General features: G+C 66.4%; 13 protein-coding genes. 8 read left to right on the top strand and 5 right to left on the bottom strand.

Going from position 1 to position 16,882, the window contains the following annotated elements; all coding sequences use genetic code 11:
• Positions 1-297 precede the first annotated feature (297 nt).
• The gene (locus ACPYOG_RS01855) at positions 298-2,445 is read left to right on the top strand and encodes a chitobiase/beta-hexosaminidase C-terminal domain-containing protein (RefSeq protein WP_481292555.1); all 2,148 of its coding nucleotides are present in this window, start codon (positions 298-300) and stop codon (positions 2,443-2,445) included.
• 152 nt (positions 2,446-2,597) lie between these two features.
• On the opposite strand, the gene ACPYOG_RS01850 is transcribed toward ACPYOG_RS01855, so the two are convergent.
• Positions 2,598-2,960, bottom strand: a complete 363-nt coding sequence (locus ACPYOG_RS01850; RefSeq protein WP_481292570.1) for a DUF4304 domain-containing protein — start codon at positions 2,958-2,960, stop codon at positions 2,598-2,600.
• A 242-nt stretch (positions 2,961-3,202) separates the two neighbouring features.
• On the opposite strand from ACPYOG_RS01850, the gene ACPYOG_RS01845 reads away from it, so the two are divergent.
• Complete coding sequence (locus ACPYOG_RS01845; protein WP_481292554.1) at positions 3,203-4,249, top strand: hypothetical protein; 1,047 nt, start codon at positions 3,203-3,205, stop codon at positions 4,247-4,249.
• 151 nt (positions 4,250-4,400) lie between these two features.
• Here the strand turns inward: ACPYOG_RS01845 and ACPYOG_RS01840 are convergent, their stop codons facing one another.
• Positions 4,401-6,752 carry a HelD family protein gene (locus tag ACPYOG_RS01840; protein ID WP_481292553.1) on the bottom strand — a complete coding sequence of 784 codons (2,352 nt, stop codon included), beginning with the start codon at positions 6,750-6,752 and terminating at the stop codon, positions 4,401-4,403.
• A gap of 95 nt (positions 6,753-6,847) precedes the next feature.
• Complete coding sequence (locus ACPYOG_RS01835; RefSeq protein WP_481292552.1) at positions 6,848-7,477, bottom strand: dihydrofolate reductase family protein; 630 nt, start codon at positions 7,475-7,477, stop codon at positions 6,848-6,850.
• Between the two features lie 152 nt (positions 7,478-7,629).
• On the opposite strand from ACPYOG_RS01835, the gene ACPYOG_RS01830 reads away from it, so the two are divergent.
• The 4 genes from ACPYOG_RS01830 to ACPYOG_RS01815 all read left to right on the top strand — a co-directional run bounded on the left by ACPYOG_RS01830 (position 7,630) and on the right by ACPYOG_RS01815 (position 11,210).
• Positions 7,630-8,244 (top strand): N-acyl homoserine lactonase family protein, encoded by a 615-nt coding sequence (locus tag ACPYOG_RS01830; protein ID WP_481292551.1) that lies wholly within the window; start codon positions 7,630-7,632, stop codon positions 8,242-8,244.
• A 169-nt stretch (positions 8,245-8,413) separates the two neighbouring features.
• Positions 8,414-8,926 (top strand): YbhB/YbcL family Raf kinase inhibitor-like protein, encoded by a 513-nt coding sequence (locus tag ACPYOG_RS01825; RefSeq protein WP_481292550.1) that lies wholly within the window; start codon positions 8,414-8,416, stop codon positions 8,924-8,926.
• Between the two features lie 69 nt (positions 8,927-8,995).
• The gene (locus tag ACPYOG_RS01820; RefSeq protein WP_481292549.1) at positions 8,996-10,285 is read left to right on the top strand and encodes an MFS transporter; all 1,290 of its coding nucleotides are present in this window, start codon (positions 8,996-8,998) and stop codon (positions 10,283-10,285) included.
• A 403-nt stretch (positions 10,286-10,688) separates the two neighbouring features.
• Positions 10,689-11,210, top strand: coding sequence for a hypothetical protein (locus ACPYOG_RS01815; RefSeq protein WP_481292548.1), 522 nt, complete (start codon positions 10,689-10,691; stop codon positions 11,208-11,210).
• 789 nt (positions 11,211-11,999) lie between these two features.
• Here ACPYOG_RS01815 and ACPYOG_RS01810 read toward each other — a convergent pair.
• Both ACPYOG_RS01810 and ACPYOG_RS01805 read right to left on the bottom strand, forming a co-directional pair.
• Complete coding sequence (locus ACPYOG_RS01810) at positions 12,000-12,377, bottom strand: hypothetical protein (RefSeq protein WP_481292547.1); 378 nt, start codon at positions 12,375-12,377, stop codon at positions 12,000-12,002.
• Between the two features lie 202 nt (positions 12,378-12,579).
• Complete coding sequence (locus ACPYOG_RS01805) at positions 12,580-13,680, bottom strand: LacI family DNA-binding transcriptional regulator (RefSeq protein WP_481292546.1); 1,101 nt, start codon at positions 13,678-13,680, stop codon at positions 12,580-12,582.
• A 130-nt stretch (positions 13,681-13,810) separates the two neighbouring features.
• Between ACPYOG_RS01805 and ACPYOG_RS01800 the strand changes: the two genes are divergently transcribed.
• Together ACPYOG_RS01800 and ACPYOG_RS01795 are read left to right on the top strand one after the other, a co-directional pair.
• Complete coding sequence (locus tag ACPYOG_RS01800) at positions 13,811-15,916, top strand: beta-galactosidase (protein WP_481292545.1); 2,106 nt, start codon at positions 13,811-13,813, stop codon at positions 15,914-15,916.
• Positions 15,913-16,845: a carbohydrate ABC transporter permease gene (locus ACPYOG_RS01795; protein ID WP_481292544.1), complete on the top strand. Its 933-nt coding sequence runs from the start codon at positions 15,913-15,915 to the stop codon at positions 16,843-16,845. The genes ACPYOG_RS01800 and ACPYOG_RS01795 overlap by 4 nt, the downstream gene beginning before the upstream one ends.
• Positions 16,846-16,882: the final 37 nt, after the last annotated feature.

Here is a 16,882-nt window from a genome sequence, read left to right as displayed (position 1 = left end):
CCCGATCGTTCCCGGCCGGCGGCCGGTGCAAACGATTGACACACGCAGTGGGCGGGCTCTACTCTGGCCCAACCGCGCGATTCCGGCGCGTTCTCGATCCCATTTCGAACGACGGAGTTCACTGTGAAGATTCGATCGTTATCCGTCGTGGCCGCGCTTGCTCTTGTGGGCACGGTCGCGATTCCTACATCGGCGCAAGCAATTGCGCATCCAAGTACCGCTCAATCGGGCCGAGCATCCACGGCGGCAGCGCCCGCGGACTGCCCGGCCGCCGTGCCGAACCCTACGTCGGACAACGTGCCCGACTACCGCCTCGACTCGAACGTCGTGGCGGCCGGCCGCTGGTCGTACGAGTCCATCGACGGCGGCACGGTCGGCATGCTCAAGAAGGGCGGCTCCGGCGTCTTCGCGAGCGACGAGTGGGCCGCCGACACCAGCAAGCCGGAGCACGCCTGGTTCGTGAAGGCCGACGGCTCGATCGGAACCGACTGGCGCCAGATCGCCGAGACGTACACGGTCCCGGATGCGGCGGACGGCAAGAACGTCCATATCGCCGGCTCGTTCACGTCGCCGGGAGGCCGCTTCCGCGTGCTCGTCTCACACGACGGCGACCCGAACGCGATCGGCAACCCGGGCGCGTTCGCGCAGCTCTTCACCTACACGGGCACTGCGACCTCCTTCGACCTGAACCTCGCCGCCGCGAAGGGCGACGACATCCTGTTCGTCGACGACGGTGTCTCGGCCTGGTGGGTGCCCGGCAAGCTGAAGGCGACGGTAACCACCCAGCTCTCGACACCGCCCGCCGTCGTCACCGCGACCCCTGGACCGGGCGCCATCACCGTCGGGGACAGCGTGACGCTGTCGAGCGCCACTGCGGGCGCGTGCATCGCGTACACGACGGACGGCACCGATCCGACGACCTCCGCGACCGCGAAGACCTACGCCGGACCGATCCCGATCACGGCCGACACGGACCTCAAGGCGGTGGCCATCTCATCGACGGGCGCACCGAGCGCGGTCGCCGACCTCCCGTACGTGCTCGGCGAGCCGTTCCGCGCGTTCGCCGGCGTCAACCAGGCCGGCTCCACGGGCCTGACCGCTGGAATGCAATGGTCGCGGCAGGACTTCGACTGGGGGCACGTCGAACCCGCCAAGGGCCAGATCGACCACGCGGCGCTGGCGGAGTACGTGCGGCAGTTCACCCAGGCGAAGGCGCATGGCGAGACCATCCTGCCCGTGCTCGACTACACGGCCGGCTGGGCAGCGAACCGGACCGGCTACAGCTACGACTTCCACGGCACGACCTACGTCTACGGCCCTGTGATCTCGGAGCAGAACGGCAACTTCACCCGCCAGCTGGTCACCAAGGGCGCCAACGGTACCGTGCTCTCCACGAGCACGGTCCAGACCAGCATCGGCCGCACTCCTCCGCAGGACCCGGCCGACTTCGCGAACTTCGTGAAGCTCGCGGTCGACACCCTCAAGCCCCTCGGCATCACCTACTTCCAGGTCTGGAACGAGGCGTACCCGGGATCCGGCTTCTGGGAAGGCGGCATGGACCAGTACATGCAGGACATCCAGCTCCCCGCCGCAAAGGTCCTCCACGACGCCGGCGTCAAGCTGGTCTACGGCGGCTGGATCTGCGGCGCCCCGCTCAGCGAGTACATCGCGCTGCTCGACAAGTGGCACGCATGGAAGACCATCGACGTCTACGACATGCACTACATGCCGATCGGCACCATGCAGACCATCTACGCGGCGGCGCAGAAGCGCGGCATCAAGAACCCCTCCGTATGGCAGACCGAGATCGGTTTCACCACCGAGGACAAGTTCATCGCGGACATCTACCCGCGGGTGTTCGAGTGGGCGCTGTCCAAGGGCACGAAGAACCTCGATCAGACCAAGCTGATCTACTTCGCCGACTGGTCACCCAATGACCCCGCCGCGTTCGGGTACAACCGCACGATCCGCAGCGGCAGCGGCCTGAGCACCAAGGGCAAGACGCTGGTCGCGCTCGCCGGCCTCCTGCGCGGCACGAAGGCGGAGACTTACACGGACTTCTCGACCTCCCCGGGTCTGAAGCCCGAACTGAACGAAGCGCTCTCGACGGCGAACGGCTTCCGGCTCGACGACAAGCACGTGGTGCTCGCGATCGACCTCAAGCGCCAGAACCAGGCCGACATCTTCGAGGATCAGCAGACGGGTGACACCATCCACCTGAACTTCGGGAACCCGACGATCACCGTCACACTGCGCGACGTGAAGAACGTGAAGTCCCTCGATCGAGTCGACCTGTTCGGCAACCGCACCCCGCTCACGTGGAAGAGCGTGGGCGAGGACGCCATCCAGGTGCAGGTGCCGATCATCGACGCCGACCCCACGGTGCACGACCTCAACCAGACCGAGAACGAGGACGTGTTCTACCTGTCGCTGCAGCAGGGCTGAGCAGCGGCGAAGAGCGGGGCCGCCTTCCATCCGGGAGGCGGCCCCGCTCCACGACGGAACGCCCGGAGGGCCGACCCGTCCACACCGGCGATATCGCGCCCTGGCGGTGCAGTAGTCGTCGCGATCTGTTGTCGCATCCAGGGCAACGCGGATCACAGGAGGTCGCCCTGCAGATCCGACATGAGAAGGTCGAGGTCCTGGCCTGGATAAATCCGCCACCACTTGTCCGCTTGATCTTCGGCGAGCTGCCCGATCCGTGCGCACCGCACGGGCGCCGGGTAGGTGATAGTGGGCGTTGGATTCGGTCCGTAGTGCGGCGCGCGAGCCACCAGTTCATCCCACTTGTCTCGGTGGACCACTAGCAGGTTGACCGTGAACCGGACCTCGGAACGGTCGCTGTACACGGACTTCTGGAAGCCGAGCAGGGCCCAATGCGTCTCTGACTTCATAGAGAACCGCCCACCTGAACCGATCAAGCCGTTCGCGCGGAGCAGTGGCGCTATTCGCTGCTTCATGAGCTCGGCATACGCCTCCTGAGCCGTCGAAGCAGACGTTTCCAATACTTGGGTGGCGGCCTGGTCTAAGGATGTTGGCTGGCGATCGCCAGGTCGATTGCGCCTACGGAAGCGCCAGGCTCTCCAGGCGTCAGCGAAGTTCGTCACGGGTTCATCGTCACCGCAGACGCGGAGTAGCTGCAACTGTCTCAGTGGTCGATCCTTGAGTGTGCGGCCTCATGATGTGACAGGATCTTGCCAATATGGCTGACAGTGAGGTGCCGTCCCGACGACACGGAGAAGGGTTCCATCTTGAGTCCGCGGTGAAAGCCGCAAGGCTGTCAGATTCGAATCGTCCTTTCGGGGCGGCCATCTCTTCCGGCCGCCACGCCGAAATCGTCCCCCTTGACCCCGTTACGCTCGTTCCGCCGACGGACGACTGCTCCACGGTCGGCTATTCCATCGATGTTGACAACCATGCAACTGTGGTCTGGGCTTCGGGCAGAAGGCCCGACCGATGGTACGTTTCGCGCCAGCGTGAGCGAGAGGTCTTCGAGGTCGTAGAAACCGCGGCTCGAACGTGGCGCGGCGGCGCCTTATTCGTTCAACCACTCCTGGGCGGTTTTGTGATCGCAACCTCCGACTGCGAGTGGCGGCCCACCGGCGCGGACCGCAATGCTGTCATCATCGACGGGCACGGCCGCGAAATTGCCGCGGGGACAATTGGCGGGGGAATCCTGCATCTTCAGGCGACGAGCGCTGGAGAAATCTGGGTCGGCTACTCCGATGAGGGCGTCTATGGAAATCATGGATGGAACCACCCTGGACCCGAGACGCCGGGGCGTTGGGGTATCGCACGGTTTGATACTTCGCTGTCCAAGGATTGGGACTACGCGCCTAGATCGCTCCGTGACCCGGGTGCACCGGAGGACGTCGTCTCCGAGTGCTACGCGCTCAACGTGACCGACGACCGGGCTATCGCGTGCACATACACTGACTTTCCGATAATTCAGATTGACCGCGGCGGCGACGTGACCGTGCGCCGCGTTGGCAAGGAAGGCGCAGACAACATACTTGTTGACGGCCAGGTGTGCGCGCTTTTCGGCGGTTACGGAGGCGACCAGAACCGCGTCACCATCGGTGAACTTCACGAAGGCGGCTTCGACGAGCGCGGTGCAGGAAAGCTACAACTCGACAGACGTCCCCGGGACGAGCTGAGGCCCGTCTTCGTTTCGCGCGGGAACCAACTCAATCGGTTGTGCGACCGCTCTTGGCTGCGCTGGCGCCTCGAGGTGAAACCCAAGCCTTAACGACCTGATCGACCCATCAGTGCTCGCGACCGATCATCGGCTGCGTCAATTGCCGACCCGCTTACGTGCGGTCCCCTACGCATCCTCTCGTTGGCCAAAGCGGCCGGCGGATGGTCGTCCGAAGTATCGCAACGGGGAGCGGGGCGGGAAGTCAGCATTCGGTCGGGTCGAGGATGACGAGTTCGCCGGTCGTCCGGGTCATGGCCACGTAGCGGTCGACCGCCGCCTCGATGGCAGCCGCGCGATCGGGGGTGGTGCCGCCATGACGCGGACCAGGTTCCACGAGGAGCACGAGGTCGAATTCGAGTCCCTTCGCCTCGGCGGCGCTGAGCGAGCGGACGCGCGGCATCCCCGCGAAGGCATCGTCGCCGATGACGCAGGCGGTGCCCTCCGGATGGGCGTCGAGCCAGGCGCGGAGGATGCGGTCGCGATCGATCGCCGGCGCATGCCGTACCGGGATGCCGTTGTCGCGGATCGACGTGGGCACGTTGGCGTCGAGGAGGACTGCCCGGATCACCGGCTCGGCCTGCTCCATGACGGCGACCGGTGTCCGGTAGTTGACGGACAGTATCGCCACCGTCGCGCCCGGGGACCCGACCTCGGCGAGGCGCTCGGTCCAGCTCTCCGGAAAACCGCGCCGGGCCTGCGCGCGATCGCCGACGACCGTCAGGCTGCGCGACGGGACGCGCCGGGTGATCATCGCCCACTCGGCCGGCCTCAGCTCCTGCGCCTCGTCCACGATGATGTGCGCGAACGGGCCCGCGAGGAGGTCGGTGGACGACGCGGCCGGGCCGGTGTAGGTGTCGAGCGCAGCGCGGAGGTCCTGGCCTCGCAGCATCGACATCGTCTTGAGGTCGGAGTCGTCGGTCGCGATGAGGTCGTGGATCACCTCGTCCATCACGGCCCGGTCGGCGGCGGCACGCGCCGCTTCCGTGCGGCGGCGGCGATCCCGCTCGGGGTCGCCGGCACGCTGCAGGGCCGCATCCAGGAGCGGGAGGTCGGACACCGTCCACGGGCCGGACGGCGATCGCTGGAGCAGCGCGGCCTGCTCGGCGGTCAGCCACGGCGCGCAGCGCAGCAGAAGGGCGGGGGACGTCCACAGACTCCGGACGACCGCGGCCGGGTCGAGGAGCGGCCACACCGCGTCGAACACGGTCGGCAGGTCGGCGTCGGCGGTCAATGATCGACGGATCGCGTCGGCGTCCGTCCGTCCGCCGGACAGGCCGTATGCGTCGAACTCCTCCTCGTCATCGAACCCCCTGCGCGGCGCGTCATCGTCCCACCCCGCATCGCCCCATCCGTCGTCGTCCCACCCCGCATCCCGCCATCCCGCATCCCCCCATCCTTCGGCGCTCCAGCGGCCGTGACGTACTGCCTCGCTCTCGCCGGTCCGAGTCGAGAGGATGTCGACCAGGATGTCGAGCAGCGCCTCCCAGATCTCCGCCCGAGCGTCGTTGTGGGGCGCGGCCGGGTCCGCCGCGCCGAGCGCCTCCGCCCATTCCCTCTGGCCGATGCTGAGCTCGCCCCAGGGCGTGTCGAGCACGGTGGGGCGCGACGGCGGACGCTCGGAGAGCCTGATCGCGGCCTCGACGGCCCCGGGCATCCGGCCGTCTCCCTTGAGCAGCGCGATGCGGCGATCCGCCTCACGAGCCGCTTCTGTGCCCTCCGGCACGAGGTCGGTGAGCGTGCAGGTGCGCACACCCTCCTCGCCGAGGCCCGGCAGGATGTCGGCGACGTAGTCGGTGTAGGCGTGCGACGGTCCGACGAACAGCACGCCCCCGTGCCCGCTCTGCAGTCGTGGGTCGGAGTACAAGAGGTAGGCGGCGCGGTGCAGCGCGACCACCGTCTTGCCCGTGCCCGGTCCGCCGTCGACCACGAGGGTGCCCTGACCATCGGCGCGGATGATCGCATCCTGGTCCGCTTGGATGGTGCCCAGCACATCCCGCATCCGGGGAGTCCGGCTCGCGCCGAGGCTGGCGATGAACGCGGACTGGTCATCGAGCGCGGCGGGGGAGGAGGCGGCCGCTTCCGTGAACGTCTCATCCCAGTAATCCGTCACGCGACGGTCGGTCCAGCGATAGCGGCGCCGGGAGGTCGCTCCCATCGGATGCGCGAGCGTCGCACCGAAGAACGGCTCCGCAGCCGGGGTGCGCCAGTCCACCAGGAGCCTGTCGCCGTCGGCATCCGCCACGCCGACGCGACCGATGTAGATCGTTCCCGCGCCCGTCACCACCCTCCCGATGCAGAGGTCGGCCCCGAAACGGCGCAGCAACCGTGCGCGCCGGTTCAACCGGACGATCTCCACCTCCCGCTCGTACGCCTCCTGCCCGTTGCCGCCGGGTGTCGCCAGCAGATCGGCGAGGCGTCCGTCGACCTCATCCCGCTCGGCCGCCAGGCGCGCCTCGATCCGGGCGAAGTGGCGCACGTCGTCGTCGATCAGCTCCGGTGCGGCCTTGGCCGGATGTGCATCGAGAGCGAAGGGGGTCGGGAGGGCAAGGGTCATCGCGGTCCGATCAGGCGAAGAATGGGGAAGGGGGTGTCACGGATTCGTCGACACGTATCCGTCGAGCGAAACCGACATGTAGAGGACGGTTGCCATCATCTGCTCCTTCTCATCGGGTCCCGCTTTACCCGGTAGGTGACGTGGACGACTGTGCTCGCCGCTCGGGCGTAGACCTGCTCCAGATTCAGTGGAGGCACACCGTCGAACAGGCGGGCGCCTGCGCCGAGGGTGAACGGGACGATGTGCAGCCGTAACTCGTCGACCAGCCCAGCCGCGAGGTACTGGTTGATTGTGTCCGCACCGCCCTGGATCGAGATCTCACCGTCGCCCGCCGCTTCCCGCGCCTGCGCCAGCGCCGACTCGATGCCGTCGGTGACGAAGTGGTAGATGGTGCCGCCCTCCATGAGCTGCGGCTCGCGCGCGTGGTGGGAGAGCACGAAGACGGGAGCGTGGAACGGTGGATTGTCGCCCCACCACCCGTTCCAGTCGCGATCCCACTCGCCGCGAACCGGCCCGAACATGTTCCGGCCCATGATGTGAGCGCGGGCGCCGGCCATCTGGTCGACCTCCGCCCGGTTCTCGTCCCCCTGGTCGAACATCCACGCGTGGAGCCGGTCACCCCATCCGTCACCGCCGTCCTGGCCGAACGGGCGCTCCTCGGTCTGGTCGATGCCGGCGGCGTACCCGTCGGCGGTGATGGTCTGATTGACGATGACGGTGCTCATGGCGCTGCCCTGCCTTCCCTCGGATTCGATCGCGAGAGAGCATTCTGCCCGGCAGGGCCCGTCTTGCGGCAAGCCCCCTGATGTGATATATTCTGGAAATGCGAGGTGATATTCCTCGCATTTTTTGTGCCCGATGCCGGTACTGTGTCGGCATGACCGCGTCCATCACCGTCACTCCCATCCGCGTCGCCACCCTGTTCGTGGGGGAGGAGGAGCGGATGCCGGTGTTCGTCCATCTCATCGATCACCCGGACGGCCGCATCCTGGTCGACACCGGGCTGACCGCCCTGCACCCGGCCGTCGCGGACATGGACCCGCAGCTGGAACCCCTGACCGAGCGCGCGGACATCGATCTCGACAGCATCACCGCGGTCGTCAACACGCACCTGCACTTCGACCACTGCGGCGGAAACCACCTCTTCCCGGGCCCCCCCATCTATGTGCAGCGGACGGAACTAGACGACGCGCGCACCCCGGACGACTACACGATCCGGGACTGGGTGGATGCGCCGGGCGTCGAGTACACGCCGGTCGAGGGCGAACTCGAGCTGCTGCCTGGCATCCGGCTCGTCCCCGCGCCCGGGCACACCCGCGGCTCGCAGATCGTGGTGGTGGAGACGGCGGATCGGCCCGTCGTCATCGCCGGCGACACGGCCGTGTGGTTCGGCGAACTCGACGCTCCGGAGACCGAGGGCCAGCGCCTCATCCGCTCCCTCGACCCGCAGCAGGTCTGGCTGTCGCACGCCGCAGAGCCGTGGTCCGCCTAGCGGGGTGACCGGGGGAGGGGAAAGTTGCGGCGGAGGCCGAGGCGAGCTCCGTCAGCGCGCCCGATGAGGGATCCGCTCTGGGGTACATCCGTCGCGGCGAGAACATGCTGGCAAGGTCGTTGGCTGTGAGCTCTTCAAGTTTCCTCGCCTAGCCTTCTCGACCATGAGGATGGATCCGGCGGGACTGATGTGGGACGCACCGAACCTTGCCGGCCCGGACACTCTCGACCTTCAGAGCGCGGACTTCGCTCACTACGGGGCCCTGTCGCGGGTGCACGCCGCGGAACGGGCGGGCGGCCAGAACCTGTCTCCCGCGCTGACATGGAATCCGATTGCGCAGGCTGCGCAGTTGCTTCTGGTCGTTGAAGACCCCGACGCCCCAACCCGACGGCCGTATCTCCACTGCCTCGCATTCCTGGACGGGGCGGTGTCCAGCCTCGACCGCGGCGATCTCAGCGTCCCGCTCGGGCACAGAGTGCAACTGGCGGTATCGGCCCTCGGCGATGGCTACTTCGGGCCTGCTCCCCCGAAGACGCATGGACCGCATCGCTACATTTTTCAGCTGTTCGCCCTCCGGGTCCCTCTCGTCGTCGGGACTGGGTCCGATCCGCGTTCATCGGTGGCCCAGGACGCCGATGTTCTCGCTCGAGGGCGACTCGACGGAACCTACCAGCGAGGTTGACCACCACGACCGCTGAGCACGATCGGCATGCGGGCGCCCGATGTCAGTGGTCGGCTCGACGATGCTGGCGTGACATCCGACGCACGCGCCTATCGCGGCTTCCTTGCTGCGGCTCGCCCTCTGGGTTCCGTAGTTGCAGCCATCGTGCTCTTGGGCATCGCCGATTCAATGGCCAGTTCCTACCTCGTCCTATGGGCCTCGAACCGCGCCGGTCTCGACTCCGTCCAACTCGGCATCTTCGTCTCCGCGCCGGCCGCGGGCAGCATCGTCGCCAGTTTGCTCGCGGGCAGACGCTTTGATCGCCATCCAAGCCGGGCATATGCAGCCATTGCCGCTATCGCGGGCGCTGTCGGTTACGCCGCGCTGCTCCTGACCTCATCGTTCACGGTCATGGTGATCGTCGGGGTGATCCTTCTCGGGACCGTCGGGGCCGCGTTCCCGCAGCTGTTTGCTCTGGCCCGGGTCAAGTTAGCCGGCAGTGCGGTCGAGGGCCGCGCGGCGCCATTATTGCGGTCGGGGTGGTCCCTGGCGTGGGCAGTAGGGCCGCTCTTCGGCTCCCTCCTTGTCGCTCGCATCGGTTTGGGCATCGTTCTCGCCATCAGCTCGGCAGTCCTCCTCGCCACCGCCCTCATCATTCTGACCATCCGGGTCCCGCGAGGCGGCGACGCGAGCAGCGACGCTCCGGCTGACGCAGGAGCGTCTTCACCTCCGGCCGCGATCGAGCTGGCACCGTTGACTGCGAGTGTCGCCCTATTTTTCACTTCCATGTACGCCGGCTCCGTGGCATTGCCGCTATACCTGACGAAGATCATGGGGCGGCCGGAAGGCGATGTCGGACTGCTCTACAGTGCGTGCGCGATCGTGGAGGTTCTTGCGACGATCGGCCTCGCCCTCGTTCCGACTCGGGTCAGCCAGAAACTGCTCATCGTCGGCGCGATGGCAGTCTTCGCCGGTTATTTCGCACTAACCATCACTGGGAGGTTCGAGCTTGTTGCCGCCGGTCAGATCGCACGTGGCGTCGGGATCGCGGTCGTCGGGGCAGCAGGTATCCGCTACTTCCAAGACTTGAGCCGGGCGGCTGTGGGCCGAGCGACGTCGCTGTTCGCGAACGCGTCCACGACGGGCTGGCTCATCGCAGGCGTGCTCGCCGGCCTCTCAAATCAGTTCTACGGATACATGGCCACACTTGCATTGTGCGGCGTGGCGGCCCTCATCGCCGCAGTCCTCTTCGCCACAGCTCGCGTGGGTGTTCGCACGAACGCCACGAGACCTACAGCAACGAACGCGGCTCAGCATCGACGTCGGGCAATCGCTAAGCGACCCAATCGAGATGAGGAGAACGGCCAGTCGGTTGGGTAGGCCTGAGGTGCGGCGACTACTTGGACGTCGTCCTCGTAGGGGATCGGCTTACGTGCGCCCGTGCCCTTCGGATAAAAGGTGCGGCCGGATGGGCGCATGGAGGAGGCACGCACGCTTCGTGACGGTGGTGAACCTGGCGTAGCTTTGTGTGCGTGGAGAGCCGTTCAGAGGGGCACGACTTCGCCCTTCAAGCACGAAGTCTGCCGTCGGTTCAAAAATGTCGGCGCGGAGCGCTTCGTGTTGGGGCAGTCCACGGCGAGCAGCCGCCAGAGGCTTAGCCTGGTCGCTCCTGCAAACCCTGACGGACTTCGCAGATCTGCGCGGTGGTGGCAAAATGGGCGGAGCGGCCCCGTTTGAGACCGCTGAACAACCACCAACGCGGCGACATCGCTATCCTCGAAACATGAGTGATTCTCGCCCCGCGGTGGTCACATGGGCGTGGGTATCCCTTGCGCTCGCCATCGCGGCATTGGCCGGAGGACTCTTCGTTGTCACCGGCAGCGCCACCATTGGACGGCTCCTTTTCCTCGTTGCATTCGTGTTTGTCGTATGGGCCGTGTTCCTGTTCATCGCACTGAGCCGCGATCCTTCAAGACGGATCAGCAGTGCCCGACCGGGGCACGTGGCGACGACGCACACCCTCGAGTTCACGGTGGGCGAGCGTGAAAAGCACTCCGTCGTTTTCGTCTTCGATCAGATGTGGGGGTGGCTGACGATCAGCGTCGACGAAACGCTGATTCTCAAGAAGTTCATCACGTTCAGTTTCAAACTTCGTCGGGTATTCGAGTTTCCCGTCGGGGCGAACGAACGCCACACAGTCCGGATCGAGAAGACACGACCGCTTTTCGTCGCGTTTGCAAGACCACAGCCAATACGCGCCTTCTGCGACGGCTCTCTGGTCGCGGAAGACGACGGGATCTCGTAACAGGGTCAGAGTGATGCGGACGGAGACCGGGGACGAGGAAGTGCAGAACGGTGATTCGCGGTCGAGGATCGTTCAGCGGGCGGGTCGCACCCACCGCCGCCAATGCCGCTGCGGCGCGTACCCGCGGGCAGCCCATGCGGCAGATTCAATCGAGCGATACAGGCTCCTCGCCGGAACAATGACGGTGGTACTCATTTGCGCTGAGGGATCCCTGTCCTTGCTCGGTCATCCACCGGCTCGCGGGCGCGTGCGTCCCCATGGCCGGTCGACCCTCTTGACGGTGGCTTCGTTGTGAGAGTGCGCAAGCAACGATCTCAGCGTCGCCGCAAGCGGCGCATTCTTGCTTCACTATTAGCGCAGACGGCGCGCCGAGGTTCTCAATGATGCAGCGTAAGCAGATAGACGATTGCTAGAACGACGACGATCCCGATCAGCACCACCCAGAAGTACTTTCGCTTGTCCACCACGGCTCCTTTGTGTTGTCTCGCCGCCGCCCTCAGCTGATCACCTGCGAGCCCAACGGATATCGAAGAATGAAATAGAGGGCGAAGGCAAGCACGATCACGAGCACAATGATCAGGGCTACCCGGTAAGCGCCTCGAGGCCGTTGCATGCCGCTATTGAACACCAGCTCAACCCAGTCGAGCGTTTGCCGTGATAGTCGACGTACTCGGCATCGCCGCCTCCTGGCTGTACCGCTGAATCGGGAAGCGCGGGGATCTAAGGCACGTTGTCAACTGGGCAGCCGGGTGCTCCGCTCGAGGATCGTCTTACGGGCCGCCTACAGACTTATGCGGGTCCGGTGAGATCAACATTTACCGCCGCCGCCTGTAGCTGAACGACGCCGAAATCTCCTTCGAGCGAGAACGCCGTTCCCGCCCATTCGAACGAATCGATGTGTCCCCAGTCGCTCTCGCCCGAGGCATCTGTTGCGGCTCGCTGGCCCATTTCTTGCCAAGATACCGATGTGACATCAGTAAATCGGATCAAACCTCGGCGGAAATACGCCCATTCGCCATCGCGCGGAGCACGCAACTCCGGATGATCTGTTGCGTAGCAGAGGTCCAAATCAAGTGTCACTACAGCCGGCTGCACCGTGACGGCAAGAACCCAGCTTTCCTCAAGAACATAGGAACTTAGAGCGGGGAGCGTCAAATAGGTTTCCACGGTGCGAGCGTACAAGCACGAATTGCTGGTACGAGGATCAAGTTCCCGCCCGCAAGCCGGTCGATCAACGGGGCGCCTGCGCTGCCCCATCCCAATCTCGAGGGATCGCGGGTTGCCGCCTGCCGGCGACTCCCGTAACCCCCGCCCGCAAATAGGCCGGTGATGGTGCCTTGAACGCTACAGACCGGATCATGCTCATGGGTTACGCCCGCGTCTCTCCTCCCACCGGGCCGGTGGAGTCCCGCATCACGAGCGTGGGCGGCGGCAGGAAGCTGGGGCGGTCGGCGCCCTCCCCGATCTCGTTCAGCAGCGAGACGAGAGCGTTCTTGCCCTGGACCCGGAAGTCGAGGCGGACCGTCGTCAGCGCCGGAGTGAAGTACGCGGATTCGGGCGTATCGTCCACTCCGGTCACGCTGACGTCGTCGGGGACGCGGAGGCCGCGCTCCGCGAGCGCGTGGATGGCTCCGAGGGCCATCTGGTCGTTACCGGCGACGATCGCGGTGGGAAGCGACTCCAGGGGGAGGGCCATGACCGCTTCGTAGCCGGACCGCGCGGACCAGTCGCCCTGCGCCGTTCCGGCGGCCTCCAGCCCGAAATGCCGGAGCGCCGCTTCGAACGCTCGCCGGCGGTTCCTGGCGGCCGAATACAGTTCGGGACCTGCGATATGCAACATGCGTTCGTGGCCCAGCCCGACGAGGTGCGAGACCAGCTGGCCGACGCCCGGGCGTTCGAAAGACGATTCGACCTGGAAGTCCTCTTCTTCGGCCGCTATCAGGGCCGGCACACCGAAGTCCATCTGCTCGAAGACGGCCCTCACGCTGTCCGTCGACGCGAACGCCAGGATGCCGTCGAGGTCGTACTGCAGGAGCTGGCCGAGAGCCTGGTCGAGCTCGTCCGGGTCCGCCATGTCGAGCGCGATCACATCCAGCAGGTAGCCGGCTTCGCGCGCAGCGGTGGTCGCGCCCTGGATGATCAGGCCGGGCCCGTACTGATTGACCTCGTGGGTGAGTGCGCCGATGCGGTGGGAGCGGCCGGTGATGAGTGCCCGGGCGGAGAGGTTGGGCCGGTAACTGAGGGTCTCGAGCGCCTTCTCGATCTTCGCCTTGGTCGTCGGTCGCATGTCGAGGCCGCGCATGTAGCGGCTGACCGACTGGTGCGAGACATCGGCAGCACGAGCGATGTCGTAGATCGTCGTGCTGCGCCGGGCCGACTCGGGGTCGGGCCGGTGGGGCTCGTGCCCGCCGTCCGTTCGTTCCGACTCCCGGAGTTGCTCCTCCACGTCGTGCCCCCCGTTAGTGTCCATTCGGTCAATTCTCGTGCTTGACCATCATGGCATTTGCATTTGCTTACTGTTATCGGTAACAATGTACGGCATCCAGAAACTGTTATCGGAAACAGTTTGGAATCCACACACGACGGAGTACCCGAAACCGATGCCTGCAACGATGCCCGCCCTCCCCCCGGAGATCCTGTTCGGGGTGGCCTACTACCCCGAGTACCACCAGTCCGATCGGCTGACGCAGGATCTGGACCTCATGGTCGCTGCGGGGATCACGGTGATCCGTGTAGGCGAGTCGGTGTGGTCGACGTGGGAGCCGCGTGACGGTCAGTTCGAGCTCGAATGGATGGCGACCGTCCTCGACGAGGCACACGCGCGTGGCATCCGGGTGATTCTCGGGACCCCGACGTATGCCGTACCGCCGTGGCTGCAGACCGCCTACCCGGAGATCGCGGGAGAGCGCGCGACAGGCGAACGCATCGCCTGGGGCGCCCGGCAGGAAATCGACTACTCGCACCCGGCCTTCCGCTTCCACGCCGAGCGCGTCATCCGGCGGATCGTCGGCCGGTACGCCGTCCACCCGGCCGTGATCGGCTACCAGGTCGACAACGAGCCCGGTCTCGAACTGCTCCACAACCACGGTGTGTTCACCGGATTCGTGCGATCGCTCCGCGAGAAGTACGGCGATGTGCAGACGCTGAACCGCGAGTGGGGACTGACCTACTGGTCGCACCGCATCGACGACTGGAGCGAGCTCTGGCGTCCGGACGGGAACACGTTCCCGCAGTACGACCTCGCGTGGCGCCGCTACCAGGCCGAGGTCACCACCGGCTTCATCTCCTGGCAGGCGGGGATCGTCCGGGAGTACGCCCGCGACGACCAGTTCGTCACGACCTGCCTGCAGTACCCGCGTCGCGGAGTGGACGACCGCACGGTGTTCCGCGCGCTCGATGTCACCTCGGGCAATCCCTACTACGGGATGCAGGACCGGCTGGACGCCTCCACGGAGCTGGGCAGGCTCAACGACTGGACCACCACCGGCGTCGCCGGGCTCTTCCGCCAGGCCGATCGGCTGTACTCCTCGAAGCAGGCACGGTACCTGATCACCGAGACCAATGCGCAGTCCATCGACGGGCCGAGCTGCAACTTTCCGCCCTACCCCGGCCAGTTGCGCCAGGCGGCCTTCGCCTTCATCTCGCGGGGCGCCGCCATGATCGAGTACTGGCACTGGCACACCCTGCCGTTCGGCGCCGAGACCTACTGGGGCGGGGTGCTCCCGCACAGTCTCGTGCCCGGCCGCATCTACGGGGAAGTCAGCGAGCTCGGCGCACAGCTCAAGCACCTGGGGTCGTCGCTCGAGGGGTTCGTCCCCGACGCTGAGGTCGCCGTCCTGTGGTCGAATCCGAGCCGGTACGCGCTGCAGTTCATGCCGCCTTTCGGTCTGGGCGAGGACGACGACGCGTACGAGCACCTGGTGGATGCGTTCTACCGCGGAGCGCTCGACGCCGGCCGGCAGGTCCGCATCCTCCACATCGAGCAGGCCCGGGAGGCCGGAGCCCGCGAGCTCGTCCGCCGGTTCCCGGTGCTCATCGCCGCGGGGATGTACATCAGCACCGATGAGGACGTGGCCCTGCTCCGCGACTACGCGGCTGCGGGCGGCCACCTCGTCCTCGGCCCGCGGACGGCGTACGCCGACGACGAGGCACGCGCCCGGGTGGAAGTCGCGCCCGCCGGGCTCGCCGAGGCCGCCGGGGTGATGTACGAGGAGTTCTCCAACCTCGAAGCCCCGGTCGGCGTCGAGTCCGATTCGGCGTCCGGGATCCCCGCCGGTGGCAGCGGCAGGCTATGGGTCGACGGGCTCCTCCCGACGGGCGCCGAGTCGCTCGCGCGGTACGCGCATCCACGGTTCGCGGACTTCGCGGCCGTCACGAGCGCGGTTCACGGGGAGGGCCGCATCACCGTCGTCGGAACCGTGCCCGACGCCACGCTCGCGGCAAGCGTCGTCGCCGCTGCGGTGACCGCGCCGCTGCGGACGCCGTTCCGGGAGGCACCCCAAGCGGTGACCGTGTCGTCCGGGACGGTGCGAGGAGCCCGCGTCTGGTTCGTCTTCAACTGGGGCTGGGAGCGGCGATCGCTCGCCGTCTCGTCGCCGGTCACCGACGCGGTCAGCGGAGCGGAGATCGCCAGCGGGACCGAACTGGTGTTGAACGCGTGGGACGTCCGTGTCCTTCGCGAGGAGTTGGAGGAGGCACGCGCATGACGGCCATTCAGGAACAACGACGCAGTGAGGTCGCAGCCCCTGCCCGGACGACACCGAGGAAGGCGAAACGGGAGTGGGCCGGCTGGCAGTTCACTGCGCCGTTCGCGGCGGTCTTCGTCCTCGTCTTCATCGCCCCGCTGGGATACGCGCTGTATCTGAGCCTGTTCCAGAACAAGCTCATCGGCGGGAACGCGTTCGTCGGCCTCGACAACTACGTCCACGCGCTGAGCGACCCGCAGTTCTGGGACGGCTTCGGCCGCGTCCTGCTGTTCCTCGTCGTCCAGGTGCCGATCATGCTGATCCTGGCGCTGGTGGCAGCACTCGCGATCGACGGTGCGCGGCTGTATGCGAGCGGGTTGTTCCGGATGGTCATCTTCCTTCCGTACGCGGTCCCGGCCGTCGTGGCCGTCCTGCTGTGGGGCTTCATGTACGGCAACAACTTCGGCCTGACGGCGAACATCAACCACTTCCTGGGGAGCGAGGTGCTGCAACCGCTCAGCGGGCAGTGGATCCTTGCCTCGATCGGCAACATCGTCACCTGGGAGTACGTGGGCTACAACATGCTCATCTTCTACTCGGCGCTGAAGACCATCCCGGCCGAGCTCTACGAAGCCGCCGAGATCGACGGCGCCGGACGCTTCCAGGTCATCCGGGCGATCAAGCTGCCGGCGGCGCGCGGCGCGATCGCGATCGCGACGATCTTCTCCATCATCGGCAGCTTCCAGCTGTTCAACGAGCCGAATGTGCTGAAGCCGCTGGCCAACAACGCCATCTCGTCGTACTTCACCCCGAACCTGTACGCCTACAACCTCTCGTTCGCCGGGCAGCAGTTCAACTACGCGGCGACCATCGCCATCGTGATGGGCGTCATCACCGCGGTGATCGCCTACGTCGTCCAGCTGCGCGGCACCCGGAAGGAAGACCGATGACCACCACGCTTCGCACCATCTCCCCGAAGGCCCGGAT

It is taken from the genome of Leifsonia sp. HAY1-4F (genome assembly GCF_056755275.1).
Note: the sequence above shows the minus strand (reverse complement) of the source record. Positions and strands in the feature narration are given on the sequence as shown.